The 15157-nt window shown below is 44.0% G+C and carries 12 protein-coding genes; 4 read left to right on the top strand and 8 right to left on the bottom strand.

Going from position 1 to position 15157, the window contains the following annotated elements; all coding sequences use genetic code 11:
- Nucleotide 1: 1 nt before the first annotated feature.
- Nucleotides 2-832 carry a pyrroline-5-carboxylate reductase gene (gene proC / locus N518_RS0108595; RefSeq protein ID WP_005023535.1) on the top strand — a complete coding sequence of 277 codons (831 nt, stop codon included), beginning with the start codon at nt 2-4 and terminating at the stop codon, nt 830-832.
- A 26-nt stretch (nt 833-858) separates the two neighbouring features.
- Nucleotides 859-1428 (top strand): YggT family protein, encoded by a 570-nt coding sequence (locus N518_RS0108590; RefSeq protein WP_005016149.1) that lies wholly within the window; start codon nt 859-861, stop codon nt 1426-1428.
- Nucleotides 1429-1498: 70 nt separating this feature from the next.
- On the opposite strand, the gene polA is transcribed toward N518_RS0108590, so the two are convergent.
- Nucleotides 1499-4258 (bottom strand): DNA polymerase I, encoded by a 2760-nt coding sequence (gene polA / locus N518_RS0108585; protein WP_005023537.1) that lies wholly within the window; start codon nt 4256-4258, stop codon nt 1499-1501.
- Between the two features lie 153 nt (nt 4259-4411).
- Between polA and N518_RS0108580 the strand changes: the two genes are divergently transcribed.
- Complete coding sequence (locus N518_RS0108580) at nt 4412-7261, top strand: DUF2339 domain-containing protein (protein WP_005023539.1); 2850 nt, start codon at nt 4412-4414, stop codon at nt 7259-7261.
- Here N518_RS0108580 and N518_RS0108575 read toward each other — a convergent pair.
- Both N518_RS0108575 and N518_RS0108570 read right to left on the bottom strand, forming a co-directional pair.
- Nucleotides 7251-8174: a mechanosensitive ion channel family protein gene (locus N518_RS0108575; protein WP_005023542.1), complete on the bottom strand. Its 924-nt coding sequence runs from the start codon at nt 8172-8174 to the stop codon at nt 7251-7253. The genes N518_RS0108580 and N518_RS0108575 overlap by 11 nt on opposite strands.
- 9 nt (nt 8175-8183) lie before the next feature.
- Nucleotides 8184-9005, bottom strand: a complete 822-nt coding sequence (locus N518_RS0108570) for a hypothetical protein (protein WP_005023544.1) — start codon at nt 9003-9005, stop codon at nt 8184-8186.
- Nucleotides 9006-9108: 103 nt separating this feature from the next.
- Here N518_RS0108570 and gspE point away from each other — a divergent pair, with 103 nt between their 5' ends.
- Nucleotides 9109-10596 (top strand): type II secretion system ATPase GspE, encoded by a 1488-nt coding sequence (gene gspE / locus N518_RS0108565; protein WP_005023546.1) that lies wholly within the window; start codon nt 9109-9111, stop codon nt 10594-10596.
- Between the two features lie 71 nt (nt 10597-10667).
- Here the strand turns inward: gspE and N518_RS0108560 are convergent, their stop codons facing one another.
- The 5 genes from N518_RS0108560 to N518_RS0108540 all read right to left on the bottom strand — a co-directional run bounded on the left by N518_RS0108560 (nt 10668) and on the right by N518_RS0108540 (nt 14681).
- Nucleotides 10668-11093, bottom strand: a complete 426-nt coding sequence (locus tag N518_RS0108560) for an organic hydroperoxide resistance protein (RefSeq protein WP_005016136.1) — start codon at nt 11091-11093, stop codon at nt 10668-10670.
- Nucleotides 11094-11190: 97 nt separating this feature from the next.
- Nucleotides 11191-12015: a carbon-nitrogen hydrolase family protein gene (locus N518_RS0108555; protein WP_017400793.1), complete on the bottom strand. Its 825-nt coding sequence runs from the start codon at nt 12013-12015 to the stop codon at nt 11191-11193.
- 23 nt (nt 12016-12038) lie between these two features.
- On the bottom strand, nt 12039-12569 hold the full coding sequence (gigB, locus tag N518_RS0108550; protein WP_005016131.1) for an anti-anti-sigma factor GigB: 531 nt from the start codon (nt 12567-12569) through the stop codon (nt 12039-12041).
- 113 nt (nt 12570-12682) lie between these two features.
- Entirely contained in the window at nt 12683-13651 is a 969-nt protein-coding gene (gigA, locus tag N518_RS0108545) for an RsbU family protein phosphatase GigA (protein WP_005016128.1), read from the bottom strand.
- Between the two features lie 124 nt (nt 13652-13775).
- A complete protein-coding gene (locus N518_RS0108540; RefSeq protein WP_017400794.1) occupies nt 13776-14681 on the bottom strand; it encodes a VacJ family lipoprotein in 906 nt (301 codons plus the stop codon).
- Nucleotides 14682-15157 lie beyond the last annotated feature (476 nt).

Genomic DNA, 15157 nt, shown 5'->3' with positions numbered 1-15157 from the left:
CATGAGCACAGCTTTAAATTGCAATATCTGTTTTATTGGCGGTGGCAATATGGCACAAGCCTTAATTGGTGGCCTGTTAGCACGTGGGTTGCCTGCTACCCGTATTACAGTAGCTGATCCGGTTGAACAGATTCGTTCATTGCTTCAGGAAAAAGATATCCATGTGACTGAAGACAATGTTGCAGCTATTCATGATGCCGATGTGGTCGTTCTGGCTGTTAAACCACAGGTATTGGCTAAGGTATTGCAACCTTTAAAAGGTCTGTTTGCTGGAAAACTGCTTATTTCAATTGTAGCAGGTGCTCAGATTGCAACTATCGCTGAGCTGGTCGAGAGTGATCAGGTGGTACGGGTAATGCCGAATACACCGGCACTGGTACAGACTGGTGCACACGGATTATATGCCAGCCCTGCTGTGCAGCAGGCGGACCGTGATCTGGCTAGCCAGATTCTGGCATCGACCGGTTTGACCTTGTGGGTTAATACCGAAGAACAGATTGATGCCGTTACTGCGGTCTCTGGGTCTGGCCCGGCATATTTTTTCTATATGATGGAAAGTATGATACAGGCGGGTAAAAATCTTGGTCTGGATGAGAAAGTAGCTACCGCACTGACTTTACAAACAGCTTTAGGTGCTGCACAAATGGCGATTACCAGCTCCAGCTCACCGTCTGAGTTACGTAAAAATGTAACCTCACCGAACGGCACAACACAGGCTGCACTGGAAATGTTTGATCGTGCCCAGATTTCCCAGAATATTCAGGCTGCACTTGCTGCAGCGAAAAAACGCAGCCAGGAACTCGCACAAGAGCTGAGTGAAAGCACTAAATAATTTGATTTGATTAGGAAAGTTAAAGTATGGGTGCAAATTCTGCGCTAATTTTTGGCATTATCATTAACGTAGCGATTTTGCTCGTCTTCTTCCGTTTCTTGGTCCAGTTGGCTGCGGTGAATCCTTACAACCCGGTAGTAATGTCTACGGTCAAGGCAACCAAGATTGTTGATGTGTTCGGCCGTATCCTGCCAACACTCGGTAAAGGCCGTGTAAATCTGGCAGCTCTGGTTCTGATCGTGGTGTTATATCTGCTCAAGATTTTCGGCCTGATGTATCTGTCTGGTGTTATGCCAAACAGCCCTGTGCATCTGGTGATCTTGACTTTTGTGACCATGATTCAGGATTTATTACGTTTCTGTCGCTATCTGATTTTTGCAACGATCATCCTAAGCTGGGTGGTGATGTTTACCCAGTCGCGCGGGCCTTATATTGAAGTCATTCAAGATCTGGCTGAACCTTTATTGGCACCGTTTCGCCGCTTGATGCCTAATATGGGGATGATTGACCTGTCTCCAATTTTGGCATTCCTGGCGCTCTATATTGCCGAGATTTTGATGAATGAAGTTGCCCGGATTTTGTTAGTGGGTTTATAAAGCGCTAAAATAAAAAAGGACCGTTAGGTCCTTTTTTATTTTCTGGTGATTGGGTAAAGCAAGTCGTAACTTAGTGTGCCTCTTCCCAGTTACAACCTTTACCTACTTCTACCAGTAAAGGTACAGAGATTTCGACTACCGACTCCATAACCTCAGCCAGTTGAGGGGCCAGCTCATCTGCGATATTTTCATCAACCTCGAATACCAGTTCATCATGAACCTGAAGTAATAAACGCGCCTGATCTTTCGGTAAGATTTTATCTACCGAAATCATGGCCAGTTTAATAATATCTGCCGCGCTTCCCTGTAATGGTGCGTTAATCGCAGCACGTTCAGCTGCTTTGCGTACCATCATGTTACGGGCATCAATATCTGGTGTGTATAAACGGCGACCAAATAGCGTGTCTACAAAGCCCTGTTCCAAAGCCAGTTGACGGGTACGTTGCATATACTCATAAATTCCCGGATAACGGTGAAAATACTGTTTGATATAATCCTGCGATTCCTGACGGGTAAAACCAAGCTGACGAATCAGACCGAACTCAGACATGCCATACAGTAGTCCAAAGTTTACAGCTTTAGCCTGCCGGCGCTGGTCATTGGTGACGTCTTCAAGGGCGATTCCCAAAACTTCAGCTGCTGTACGGCGATGAACATCCTGACCGTGGCGGAAAGCATCTAGCAGGGCATCATCTTGCGAGAAATGGGCCATTAAACGCAATTCGATTTGCGAATAGTCAGCAGCCAGCAAGACACGACCAGCCGGAGCAATAAAGGCTTTACGAATCTGTCGGCCAATTTCTCCGCGAATTGGAATGTTTTGTAAGTTCGGATCAGATGATGACAGACGTCCGGTGGCAGTAAGTGCCTGATGGTAGCTGGTATGTACCCGATGGGTAGAATTATTGGACTGCTTGACCAGAGCATCTGTATAGGTGCTCTTCAATTTAGCAAGACTGCGGTGTTCCAGAATTACAGCAGCAATTGGATGCTCGATTTTTTCCAGAATACTTTCGCTAGTACTGAACTGGCCTGTGGCAGTCTTTTTACCACCTTTAATGCCGAGTTTTTCAAAAAGTACTTCACCTACCTGTTTCGGAGAAGCAATATTGAACGTTTCACCAGCCATTTCCATTGCTTGCTGTTCCAGCTCCTGCATGGTTTTGGCAAACTCTACGCTGAGCTGGTCCAGAAAGCCGTGGTCTAGACGTATACCATCTTCTTCCATACCCGTCAGAATACGGGCAACCGGCATTTCAATATTATATAAAATATTGCAAAGTTCCGGATGAGCTTTTAATTTTTCAGCCAGTACTTCATAGAGGCGATAAGTAACGTGGGCATCTTCGGCTGCATAAGGTGAAGCCACTTCCAGCTCAATCTGGTTAAAAATCTTCTGCTTGGCACCTTTCCCCGCAACCTGCTCAAAGGTAGTGGTCAGGTGACTTAAATATAGGCGCGCGACATCATCCATACCATGACGGGTAGCCACCGAGTTCAGCACGTAAGAGGCCAGCATGGTGTCAAAAAACCAGCCCTTGAGTTCAATTCCATGATTGGCAAAGATATGGGCATCATATTTAAGATGATGGCCAATTTTTTCAACCTGATCATTTTCCAGAATAGGCTTGATTTGAGCCATAACCTGTTCACGGTTCAGCTGCTCAGGTGCACCTGCATAGTCATGTGCCAGAGGAACGTAATATGCATCTTTTGCATCAAAGGCGACAGAGAAGCCGACCATTTCTGCTACCCGGTAGTCCAGACTTGTTGTTTCAGTATCAATAGCAAAGCGGGTTTCGCTAGACATACGCTGAAATAACAGTTCCCAGTCTGCCTGGGTCAGCACGGTATGATAAGTTGCTTCGCCCAGCCGGTCTTCTTCACTGCTCAAAGTAGCATGTTCATCTGGTATATCTTTATTTGCAGGTAAAGCCGTAGCTTGAGCTGAAGCCTGTTTATAAGTAGTGTTATTTGGATTATGGGGGTGATCTAGGGATTGTAGCTGATTACGGAACTCAAGTTCGGTATACAGATTACGCAAGGTTTCTACATGCGGATCTGCCAGTTTTAGGTCTTCCCAGCTTATATTCAAGTCAAGATCACATACAATGGTAGCCAGCTGATGGTCAATGGTTATACCTTCGAGATTATCCTTAATACTCTGGCCGACTCTACCCTTAATATGTTCTACATTTTCTAGAATGCCCCCAAGTGAACCGTATTCATTGAGTAGTTTAGCAGCAGTTTTTGCCCCTACACCTGGTACACCCATAATACCATCTGAGGCATCACCCATCAGGGTCAGGTAGTCAATAATCTGGTGAGGCCATACTCCAAACTTCTCAAAGACTCCCTGAATATCCATCGGTTTGTCTTTAAAACTGTCTTCCAGTGTCACTTTATCTGTGACCAGCTGTGCCATATCCTTGTCACCAGTAGAGATCAGGACCTGATGGCCGGCAGCTTCAGCGCGTTTTGCCAGTGTTCCAATGATGTCATCAGCTTCGGCACCCGGCAGGGAATAAAGGGGAATACCTAAAGCCCGGATCAGGGCATGCAGATAAGGAATTTGCTGGGAGAGTTCACTTGGCATGCTTGGGCGGTCACCTTTATAAAGTGGCGACAGCTCATGGCGGAAAGTAGGCTCGGGTGTATCAAAAATTACAGCCATATGGGTGGGCTGGATGCGGCGCATCAGTTTTTGTATTGCAGAAATCGCGCCACGGATTGCATTGGTATGTAACCCGGTTGAAGTGGTTAATTGAGGCAGCGCATGAAATGCCCGGAATAAAAAATAGGACCCATCAACCAAGACAAATGGTGGCATTGAATACTTCCTTACAATCGAATGGCTTTATTCTACGTGAATTTTCTCTGCAATGCAGAATATGAATTTTGCAGCAGTTTGTATGCAAATTCTTTTATCTGATAAGAGATCGGTTAAGATAGCCAAAATTGGACAGGAATACTCAATTTGCCCATGTATAACAAAGATAAGCAGGGATATTTCATTTTTCTTCTGATCATACTTGTCGTTATTTTTGCTGGCTCTGCAGTTGTTAATTTTGAGCTTGGCATGGTCGGCGCCAGTTTATTTTTCAGCATATTACTCATCCAGCTGGTTTCAAATATGCAACAGCGTTTGCAGCAGCTAGAACAGCGGGCGAAATTTATACAGCCAGTAACCGATCTGGTTTGGCAAAAAGCAGGGATATATGCAAGTGTGCTGTTTGGGGCAGTGATCTATTTAAGTGACTGGCGCAGTATGCTCTGGCTTGCAATTATAATTTTTATCATTTGTCTGATTCATTTGCTTAACCGGTTGCAACAACGTTTGGCTAATCTGGAGCAGCATCATTCACTGGCTGAACCTTCTTTACTTCCGTTACCCGCCCGGCAACTGCAAAGCAGGCAAGAAGCAGAAATACTTTCCGAACAGACTTCTCCTTCAGGGCCAGCTCATACCGGATCTTCTGTTACCGAACCAGATAGAGTACCAGCAGTAGCACCAGAACCGGCTGCTTCAAGCTGGTGGCAGCCTGCCATTAACTGGATGGTACATGGTAATCCAATCTTGCGAGTCGCTGTGGCAGTGCTGATGATCGGAGTCATATTATTACTCCGCTTTGCCAGTGAACACTGGCAACTCAGCTTGGGTTTTCGCTTAGGGTTTATTGCTTGTATTGGCGGTGCTATTACATTTTTTGGCTATAGTCTGCAAAAGAGAAATCTTTTATTTGCTGTTGCATTACAGGGGGTAGGACTCGCTGTTATTTTCCTGACACTGGTATTTGCCCATCATTATGGAGTTATTACCAGCCTGTCTATAGCCAGTATGCTCTTTGCAGCACTGTTGATAGTGACCAGTTATTTGAGCCTCAAACAGCATGCTGTTTATCTGGCTATACTAGCTTTAGGAATGGCCTATGCGGCGCCCCTGGTCATTCCACAGTATCATCCGGATACAGTGTTTTTACTGGGCTATTATTTATTAATTAATCTGGCAGTGGCTGTAGTTAATTTTGTTCAGTCCTGGAAAATTCTTAATCACATTGCATTCTTCGTCACCATGCTGTTAGGTGGTAGTGTCATCGTCATATATAGCGAAGCAAAACAGTATCTCATCCTTGATCTCATCATCTGGCTGCATATTCTGCTCTTTATCTGGCTAAGTATTCGCTACAGCCAGTTAATTGCACGTAAACACGCATTAAGTTTAAGACAATTACTTAGCCATCCTGAGCAAGAACAGGGCCGTTTACAGCCATTGCTTGATGTGAGCCTGATCTTTAGTGTGCCCGTGCTGGGTTTTTCCCTGCATGCCTGGTTAATGCGCGATAACACATTTGCTTTGACTCTAGGTGCTGCCTTGCTGGCGCTCATCTATGCCGGATTAACACTCTGGATTCGTCAGCGACAGCAGGAGCTATCTTTACTCGCTAAAAGTTTCTTTATTTTATCGGTTGCTTTTATTGCGCTAATTTTTCCGCTGGCCCAAGGGGCACACTGGAGCACCATTGGCTGGGTCGTACAGGGCGCCGCTCTAATTGTCTGGGGCGTAACTGAACGCTACCGATTTAGCCGTTATATTGGGGTAGCATTACTTTTGCTAAGTTCAGTGACCCTGTTTTATCAAATCTGGAGCCAAATCCAGTTTCCGGTTTTAAGTACAGCAATTTATGCGTTTGCCCAGCTGATATCAGTATATTACCTGTTACAGCATCAGCCCTCTGAAGAAAGGTATTTTAGTAGCAGTGTATTAAGCTGTATTTTACTGGCTTTAGGTCTTTATGCGGGAGCCGCCGCCGCTGTACACAGTCTTGGTCTGCAAGGGCAGGGTTTAAGCCCATATCTGGCTATGGCAGCTCTTTTATCTGCAGTATTTACAGCATTTATGCACTGGAAAACCCAAGTAAATTGGTTGCTGGTACAGTTATTTATCAATACGCTATTTTTATTATTTTTAGGTGCTGCGATCTGGCAGGAAAATTTGTGGACTAATCTGGCATGGAGTACATCGGGGTCTCAATATTCGTTCCTGTTTGCTTCGGCCGTTACTGCTTTTATAACATTATGGACAAAACCTGAACATAACAGTCAATCAGTAAAAGAATTTTGGGCTGCGGTTAGCTGGTTATTGTTGGCTGTTACTGGTTTGGCTATTTTGCCAACAACGCCACTTCTGGCACTGGGCTTAATTCCTGCATTGTATGGCGCTTGGGTAATTTACTCAAAAACACCTTTACTGATGCATTCTATTACAGTGTGGTGTTTAAGTCTGTTGTGGCTGACTGGCCTGAGCATTGATGTTCAGGTTGCTGAATATGCCTACTGGACAGTAATTCTTAATCCTGCCGATCTGCTTTCGATTGGAGTAATGGCTGGTTTACTCTGGGCGATTTATCAATATCGATTCCATGATAAAAATCTGGAATGGACATTCAAGATTGGTTCGATTCTGGTGAGCTTGCTGGTTATGAGCAGTATCATGGTACGTGGCTTACATCATTACATGGGTACGCCACTTTGGGGAACAGCAATTTGGAGTAATGGGACAGTTCAGCTCAGTTTAACCCTGTTGTGGGTTATCCTTGCTTTTATCCTGATGACGCTGGCCAGTCGCCGCTTGTTGCGACAGATCTGGTTTATCGGTGCAGCCTTACTGGCTATTGTAGTGGCAAAACTGGTCTTTCTGGATCTATCGCAAAGTGGCACTATTACCCGGGTGTTCTCGTTTATTGGGGCCGGAATCGTGATGCTGATTATTGCTTATCTGGCACCTCTGCCACCTGCCATACAACAGTCGACAGATGATGAGCCTAAAGTTTAGGCTCACGTTTTATTTCTCTGGCATTCGCATATGTATCAATATCTTCATTAGCCAATGCAGCAGTGAGAGGGGGGCGGTCAACAAATCCCATTTTGGGAACAGGAATTTCAATCTGATTATCGACAAAGCCATTACGGATCAATTCCTGCATTTCATCACGGACCTGCAGATAATTTTCCCGGCTACACCATACGGCGAACAATAGTTCAATTGATGATTCTCGAAATGCCGTTACTGTCACTGCCGGTTTAGGTTCGTCCAAAACCAGAGGATACTTATTGGCAACTTCCAGCAGAACTTCCCGTACTTTAATAATATCTTCATGGAAATTAATCGCGAGGGTAATGGGGATGCGCCGTATAGGAAATTTTGACAGATTCATGACTGGTGCCCGAATCAGCTGTTCATTCGGCAAACGCACATAAACATTATCGAGGGTGAGCAATTTGACCGAAAGCAGATCAATTGACAGAACCTCGCCTTCAATCACATGGCCACGGATGAGAGTAATCTGGATGGTATCACCGACCTCAAAGGAACCTTCACCAATCAGGAAGAGACCGCTAATCAGGTTGGTTGCAGAGGTCTGCGAAGCAAAACCTAAAGCTACTGTTAAAATACCGGCGGCGCCAAGAAAAACGCTAAGTTTGAAACCGGCTTCCTTTAAACTGGCAATTACAAAAAGCAGAAAGATAAAATAAAAAATACCGCGGCGCCAGACTAGGCGCTGATGAGCATTAAAACGTAAACCTACCGTACGGATAAAAGTATTGGAAATTACCCGGGCAATCAAGAAACCAATCAGGCAAAGTACCAGCCCCACCAAGATTTCACTTAAACGGTCCAGATTAATATTGGTAAAGATTCCTTTGAGGCTTTGGGTCACTTCTTTTGGAATATTTGTATCAGCCATGACCACCTCTTAGAAGAATGAATCAAACATGTTAAATAGTGCTCCACCTGGAGAGCGCGGGGGATGAATATACTGAACCTCGCCAGCCAGAGGCGGGGTCTGGTTTTCAATTCTTACCCGCGGAGGACGGTCCAGTCCTTCATGCAGAACTTTAATCTGTGAAGTCCATAAACGGCCAGTTTTTCCGCTATAAAACAAAGGCAAGGCAGGTACAGGCACATTCATGCGGTCAAAACGCAGCTGCTGATTGCTGGTATTATGAAAATGAATAGGGGTTACTGCGCGAAAAGCACGCGGTTTAAGCTGGCTTAGTTCAGTACGGCCATCCACTGCAGTGGCATAGCACATTTCACCGGTACGCTGGTCTGGGCCAAACCAAGTATCTTTAGAAAGAATGACCGGTAAATCGAATAAAGGATCTCGCTGACTTTCTACAAAACCGGCAATCCATAAGGGAGTGCTGATATAAAGCGTACCGCGTTGCCCTGCTGGAATGTAAATTGGATTGACCGGTTTAATTACGACAGAGCGGTCAGCCAGACGAGGCATGAGCTGGAATTTGCTATGTGTTTTTTTAAACATATAACGTTCAATCTCAACCGGCTGTGGAAAGATAAAATCTGGTTCTTCAATGATACGCCATTCCTGCTCATCATCATGCTGAAACTGTGGTCGATGATATTCAAGTTGCCACTCGCGCTGACTGCGAGTCAGACGAAAAAATAATGAACCGAACTGCCAGGCTTTATTCTGGTTCATATCAAATTGCTGTTCACCCCACCACTTGATAGTAGAAGATTCAGGCTCGAAATTTTCATTGTAATTTGTCAAGACCAGTTATTCCTTTCATCACATCTTTAGCAAAAAACAGACTTCACGCTGTCATATGCATAGAGTACACTCAAAACCAATTTTTCTATTATTATAAGTTGTGATGCAAATACTTAAACAACTACAAATACCTTACAGTTTTGCAAAACGTCATGGCGTCATCTTGCGTTATGAAGGGGACCAAGTCTATATCATGCGTCGTGAAGACACGACTCCCCTTGCTTTGCAGGAGGCTCGTCGGCTACTGGGCCGCCCGGTACATTATCAGTTATGCAGTGCGCAAGAGTTCAATAGTTTATTAGGATCCAGTTATGCCGGTGATACCGGTGAATCACAGCAGGTAGCTGCAGGGCTCGAAGACCATCCGGATTTGCTGAGCCTGGCAGATCAGGTACCTGAAGCAGAAGACCTGATGGATCAGGAAGATGATGCACCCATCGTTCGTCTGATTAATGCCTTGCTGTCTGAGGCAATTCGTGTCGGTGCATCCGATATCCATATTGAATCTTTTGAGAAAAAACTTTCAGTTCGTCTGCGGGTCGATGGACAGTTGCGAGAAATCGTTCAGCCACGGCGGGAGCTTGCACCTTTGCTGGTGTCCCGGATTAAAGTAATGGCCCGTCTGGATATTGCCGAAAAACGTATTCCACAAGATGGCCGTATTTCACTTCGTCTTGCCGGACGCGAAGTTGATGTTCGTGTTTCGACCTTACCTTCTTCGCATGGTGAGCGGGTTGTTATGCGTCTGCTCGACAAACAGGCGGGTCGTCTTAATATGACGCATCTCGGCCTGATTGCAGAAGATTATGAACGGTTAAAAACTTTGGTGCACCGACCCCATGGTATTATTCTGGTGACCGGTCCAACCGGTTCTGGTAAAACCACGACTTTATATGCGGCTTTGTCTGATCTGAATGATGGTAGCCGTAATATCCTGACAGCCGAAGATCCTATTGAATACCAACTTGAAGGAATTGGCCAGACCCAGGTTAACACCAAAGTAGATATGACTTTTGCGCGGGCTTTAAAAGCTATGCTGCGTCAGGACCCAGATGTGGTTATGGTCGGGGAAATTCGTGATCTGGAAACAGCTGAAATCGCAGTGCAGGCCTCTTTGACCGGCCACCTTGTACTTTCTACACTCCATACCAATACCGCTATTGGTGCAGTAACACGTCTAAAAGATATGGGCATTGAACCTTTTTTACTTTCAAGTTCTTTAATTGGTGTGGTGGCTCAGCGTCTGGTACGTACTTTATGTGCACATTGTGTTAATTGGCGTGAGGCTGATAGTTTTGAGCAGCATATCTTTAACTCTTTTGAACAGATAGAACCGGTTCGTTTACCTGTACCTAAGGGCTGCGAACACTGTGCCCATACCGGCTTTACTGGGCGTACAGCTATTTATGAGATTGTTCCGATTGATGAGCAGATGCGCCGTCTGATTCATGGGAATGCAGCAGAGTATGAGCTGGAAAATTTTGCCCGCAGACATGCAGGTTCAATTCGCGAAGACGGCTTGCGTAAAGTATTGCAGGGTAAAACAACTTTAGAAGAAGTGCTTCGCGTTACCAATGAAGCAGCCGAATAAGTCATTTTATAAGAATATTAATCAGGGCATTATAAAATTCTGTTTTTGAATTTTATAATGCCATTTTACTTTTAAGTCGTAATTTTTAAATCAACATTAATATTATTGCGAGTCGCGTTTGAATATGGACAGACAATATGAGCAGCTTCAACCAGTTTTTCCGCTTCAGTCTGGTCCATTCCTTCTAAATGAATATTGAGTGTGACTTCAATACCAAAACCGGTCGGTATCGGCCCAATTCCTACTTCGCCGTCAATATAAGCATCTTTAGGCATGCTATATTTATCACGGCCCGCAACAAATTTCATTGCACCCAAGAAGCAGGCAGAATAGCCAGCCGCAAATAATTGTTCAGGGTTAGTGCCACCACCAGGACCGCCCATTTCCTTTGGTACAGCCAGTTTTACATCTAAAATCTCGTCAGATGAGGTTGCGCGACCATCACGGCCACCTGTTGCTTTTGCATGTGCACGATAAACTACTTTTTCTAAAGCCATTTTATTACCTATAAGCGAATAGTTGTAGTGTTATCGTGGCGTATTAAAGACCAGAATAAATTGGTTTTTTTGTAAAAAAATCTAAAACTAAATTAAATCAGAACGTGACCAGTTTTCGATGTTGCATGAGAGGCATAGAGCTACGTACAGACTGCTGTTCTTGCAGGTCAAAAGGAACGGTAATCAGGCCCGGACCTTCATTGTTAACCATAGCCAGCAGCTGGCCGCGTGAGTCTGCTGCGGCTGTATGTCCCCAAGTCTGGCGCTTTTCACCATGCCAACCCTGCTGCGCTGCACCTAAAACCTGACATTGGCTATCCATTGCGCGAGCTTGTAAAAGTAACTGCCAGTGTAATTGGCCTGTAGTGTAAGTAAAAGCAGCTGGCGCAGTTAAAATATTAGCACCACGCTGACGTAGGGTTAGAGCCAGCTCTGGAAAGCGAAGGTCATAACACACCATAAGCCCGATTTGGCCAAATGGTGTATGAATAACTACAGGCTCGTCACCAGGTTCAAATACTTTAGATTCCTGGTAACCACCTACAGCATCCCCAACCTGAACATCAAACAGATGAATTTTGTCATAACGTCCTTCGGTTTTTTCCGGACTGATACATAAACTGGTCGTACGTACCCGACCATCTTTTATGGTAGAGCCATCAGGACGAAACGGGCAGGGCAATGTACCTGCAATGATCCAAAGATTATAATGATGTGCCAGCTGCTCTAACCGGCGCTGAATATGTTCAAACTGTTCAGCCGTTTCACGCTGTTTACCTGCTGCAAAACAGACGAAATTTTCCGGAAATACAATAAGCTCGGCACCTTCAGCCTTACTCTGCTGCATCAAACGTTCAATCTCGATGAAGTTATCTTCAATCAGATTTTGGGAATTCATTTGAACAACAGAAAGTAATGGCATCAGCTACTCCGTTTGTTTAGGCTTCAGGTCGAAGGCGCATTTTTACGTTCAGATACCTGATCCAGTGTATCCTGTTCTTTTTGCAACTGTTTCACCAGAGGTTCAAACATGTTCTGGTTATTCTGGTTGAGTTTCATTAGGGTTCGGTGAGCATCGAGTACAGTAGTCAACATAGCACCATGAGTTACATGCTCTTCAACAAGTGTACGTGTGCAAACGTTTGGATCACCGCAGTAATTTAAAATTACAAAAACCTGCCCCAGCCCCATACTATTGGCCAGAGTCGTAATATCGGAATTGGTAGAGAGCATGACAGCCTGAATATTATGGGTCTGCTTAAGTTTTAAGCCCAGCTTCGCCAAAATACCTAATACAGTACTGTCAATAAAAGTGGTCTGGGTCAAATCGACGATTGCACCCACGACACCTGCTTGTTGCTCAATTTTACCAAGTAGTTTGTCTAGACTTATACAAGATTGGGCTCGCACTTCACCAATAAGTTTGAAAATATGCGTTCCATTCAAGCTTGCATATTCAACATGACCTGTTGACATATAAATGCCATTTGCAGAGAAGGATATGAAAATTATCACATAGGGGGGCTACAGACTCAAGTGGCCGATAGTCATCATAGCTATAGCTAAAGAGTATTATATTGATAAATCAGTTAATTCTTTCGACATAGACTTAAGATAGCAATGTCATCTGCAACATGACTCGGAGGCTCAAATGACTGTTTTTCCAGATGTTGGACCAGTTGTTCAAACTGTTCATTCAAACGCCCATCAAAGGGTTCAAGGGCGCCATCTGAACAGATAATGAACCGTGCATGCTGGTTCAGATAACATTCAAACTCTTCAACTTCTAGATCATCTGTCAAGCCTAATGGAAAGCTGCTCGTACTTAAAATTTTCGGTGGTTTATGTGGTTCAAACAAAATAGCGGGCGGATAATGTCCCGCGCTGGACCAGCGGAGTTGATGGGTTTCGAGGTTTAAAATTCCGGCAATCATGGTGATATGCTTTTCAATATTTTCTTGCATCAGCATACCGTTTAGTTTCTTGATCAGTTCACAGGGTGTTTTAGAGCGTCCATGAAAGGCAGCCATCCATGAGGTTAACAAGCTGCTGGTTACCCCATGGCCTGAAACATCTGCTAAATAGAAAATAATTTCTTTATCATTCAGCTTCCAGTAGTCATACCAGTCACCGGACAGATAGGCTGAAGGTTGAAAAAAAGTTTCTATTTCATAATCTTTTAAGGCTAAAGGATTAGGTAAAAGACGTTTTTGCAGTTCTGCGGCTGAGGGCAGATCACGACTATCCTGATTACGTTTATACTGTGCATCTATTTTTAACAACGCCTGATCAGGCTGATCCGGTAGATCATTCCAAATCCAGCCAGCTAACGCTCCCTGTTCCCAGGCTTTGGCAAGTGCAGCCCCCTCATGCTGAAAAGCAATAACTACAGTAGGTAAATTCCACTGATAAACCAGGAAATCTTCTACATCTGCAATTGCAATAATTGTCGGGTCGTATAAATCGATATCCTCAATATGAATCATTTGCAGATTCGGAAGCGCATGTAAAGCCCGATCCAAATAAGGAATAGGGCGAGTGGGCTGAATAAAATACATAAGAGGCGTTGATTTACCTGTTTTAAACAAATTTTAAGTTCATCATAATAGATATACTAATTATATAAATCAAAGTGTTGCTAGAGTAACTGAAAAGGATCTAGCAAAACTATTTATCAATTAGTTAATCCGAGATAATTTCAGGATCCGCATTTTCATCATCTGCCTCATCATCAATAAAAGTGATTTCAGCATCAGTGCCCTTTTTCTGGGCAATCTCATAGTTTTTACGCTGTAAATAAATATCACGGATGGCAGCATAACGGTCGCCCTGTAAGACATCTTCAACATCAAGTAGCTGGGAACGAATATCGATACCACGTAGCATCTGGTCCCCCCAGTAAAGGCCCTCGTGATCTTCAAAAATATATTTTTGTGGTCGTGCCTGACTGTCTACTACGCGACCTACAGTATCACGAAAAGTACTCGGACCTAAAACAGGTAATACCAGATAAGGCCCGGACGGCACTCCCCAATAGCCCAAAGTTGTACCAAAGTTCTCGTCTTCACTCTCTAAACCTACACGTCTCGCTGGATCAGCAAAACCTAAACTGGATAGGGTATTTACTGTAAAACGACCAAGAGTTTTTGCTGCGCGGGCCGGACGTCCTTGCATAAGCTGGTTTACTGCGTTCCAGGGTTCACCTAAATTCTTGCGGAAATTGCGGTAGGTTCCCCGCACATCAGTAGGTATCTTTTCTACATATTGCACAGCAACCGGTCGAATAATAGTGCGATCAAGCGCATCGTTTAATTCATAGATCTGACGATTCAGAGGTTGTAAAGGATCTTTGACCTCCTCAGGCTGTGCTGCATTAGCATTTACCTTTAAGTCTTGACGGGTAACATTCTTGAGCTGCCTTAAAGCTTCTAAACGAGAAGGATGAGACGGATGAGACGGATCAATCACCTCAGCATCAGGAACCTGTTCTGCTGAAGCCGAAACAGGCTGGGCAATCTCCTGAGCGAAACTAGAAGAAGCAAAACCGGCAGCCAGTAAGCTTGCCCATAAAAAATGAAAGTGAGGCATAAAAATTCCTAAAACTTCTACAAGCAGTATTAAAGCAAATTTGTTTGAAATATGGTGAAAAAAAGATGTTTTGTTTAAGAATTATCCAGATGAACGATATTTTGTAAAATACCGCTTGCGTTAGGGAATAAATGGCCTATAATGCACATCCATCGGCGGTGATGAAGATTAAAACTTCTGATAAAACAGCAACTTAGTTAAATATAGTTAAGTCGGGTTTTGTTAGATAAGTTTAAAATAATCTGAATTACCAGTTGACTTTCTGAAAAGAAAGCGTAATATAGCCGACCTAGCTTGCTGCTGACGAAGCAGTAAGAAGATCATTAAGAGAATATGAAGAACAACTTGTGTGGATTTTTACTGGTTGATCGATCGAAATAATTTTCATTGATTGAATGGTAGAAATTTCTCGAAGTTTATTTGAGTAAATTTTTAGTCAGAAGATTAATGAGCCAGAATTGGTACCTTGTCTATAA

Source organism: Acinetobacter sp. UNC436CL71CviS28 (assembly GCF_000620525.1).
Classification (GTDB): Bacteria; Pseudomonadota; Gammaproteobacteria; order Pseudomonadales; family Moraxellaceae; genus Acinetobacter; species Acinetobacter radioresistens.
The sequence above is the reverse complement of the archived record's forward strand: the minus strand, read 5'-3'. Positions and strand labels throughout refer to the sequence as shown.

What these genes read in the sequence shown, in the direction of transcription:
- proC (WP_005023535.1), top strand. Translation starts at nt 2, where the DNA reads ATGAGCACAGCTTTAAATTGCAATATCTGTTTTATTGGCGGTGGCAAT.
- N518_RS0108590 (WP_005016149.1), top strand. Translation starts at nt 859, where the DNA reads ATGGGTGCAAATTCTGCGCTAATTTTTGGCATTATCATTAACGTAGCG.
- polA (WP_005023537.1), bottom strand. Translation starts at nt 4,258, where the DNA reads ATGCCACCATTTGTCTTGGTTGATGGGTCCTATTTTTTATTCCGGGCA.
- N518_RS0108580 (WP_005023539.1), top strand. Translation starts at nt 4,412, where the DNA reads ATGTATAACAAAGATAAGCAGGGATATTTCATTTTTCTTCTGATCATA.
- N518_RS0108575 (WP_005023542.1), bottom strand. Translation starts at nt 8,174, where the DNA reads ATGGCTGATACAAATATTCCAAAAGAAGTGACCCAAAGCCTCAAAGGA.
- gspE (WP_005023546.1), top strand. Translation starts at nt 9,109, where the DNA reads ATGCAAATACTTAAACAACTACAAATACCTTACAGTTTTGCAAAACGT.
- N518_RS0108560 (WP_005016136.1), bottom strand. Translation starts at nt 11,093, where the DNA reads ATGGCTTTAGAAAAAGTAGTTTATCGTGCACATGCAAAAGCAACAGGT.
- N518_RS0108555 (WP_017400793.1), bottom strand. Translation starts at nt 12,015, where the DNA reads ATGCCATTACTTTCTGTTGTTCAAATGAATTCCCAAAATCTGATTGAA.
- gigB (WP_005016131.1), bottom strand. Translation starts at nt 12,569, where the DNA reads ATGTCAACAGGTCATGTTGAATATGCAAGCTTGAATGGAACGCATATT.
- gigA (WP_005016128.1), bottom strand. Translation starts at nt 13,651, where the DNA reads ATGTATTTTATTCAGCCCACTCGCCCTATTCCTTATTTGGATCGGGCT.
- N518_RS0108540 (WP_017400794.1), bottom strand. Translation starts at nt 14,681, where the DNA reads ATGCCTCACTTTCATTTTTTATGGGCAAGCTTACTGGCTGCCGGTTTT.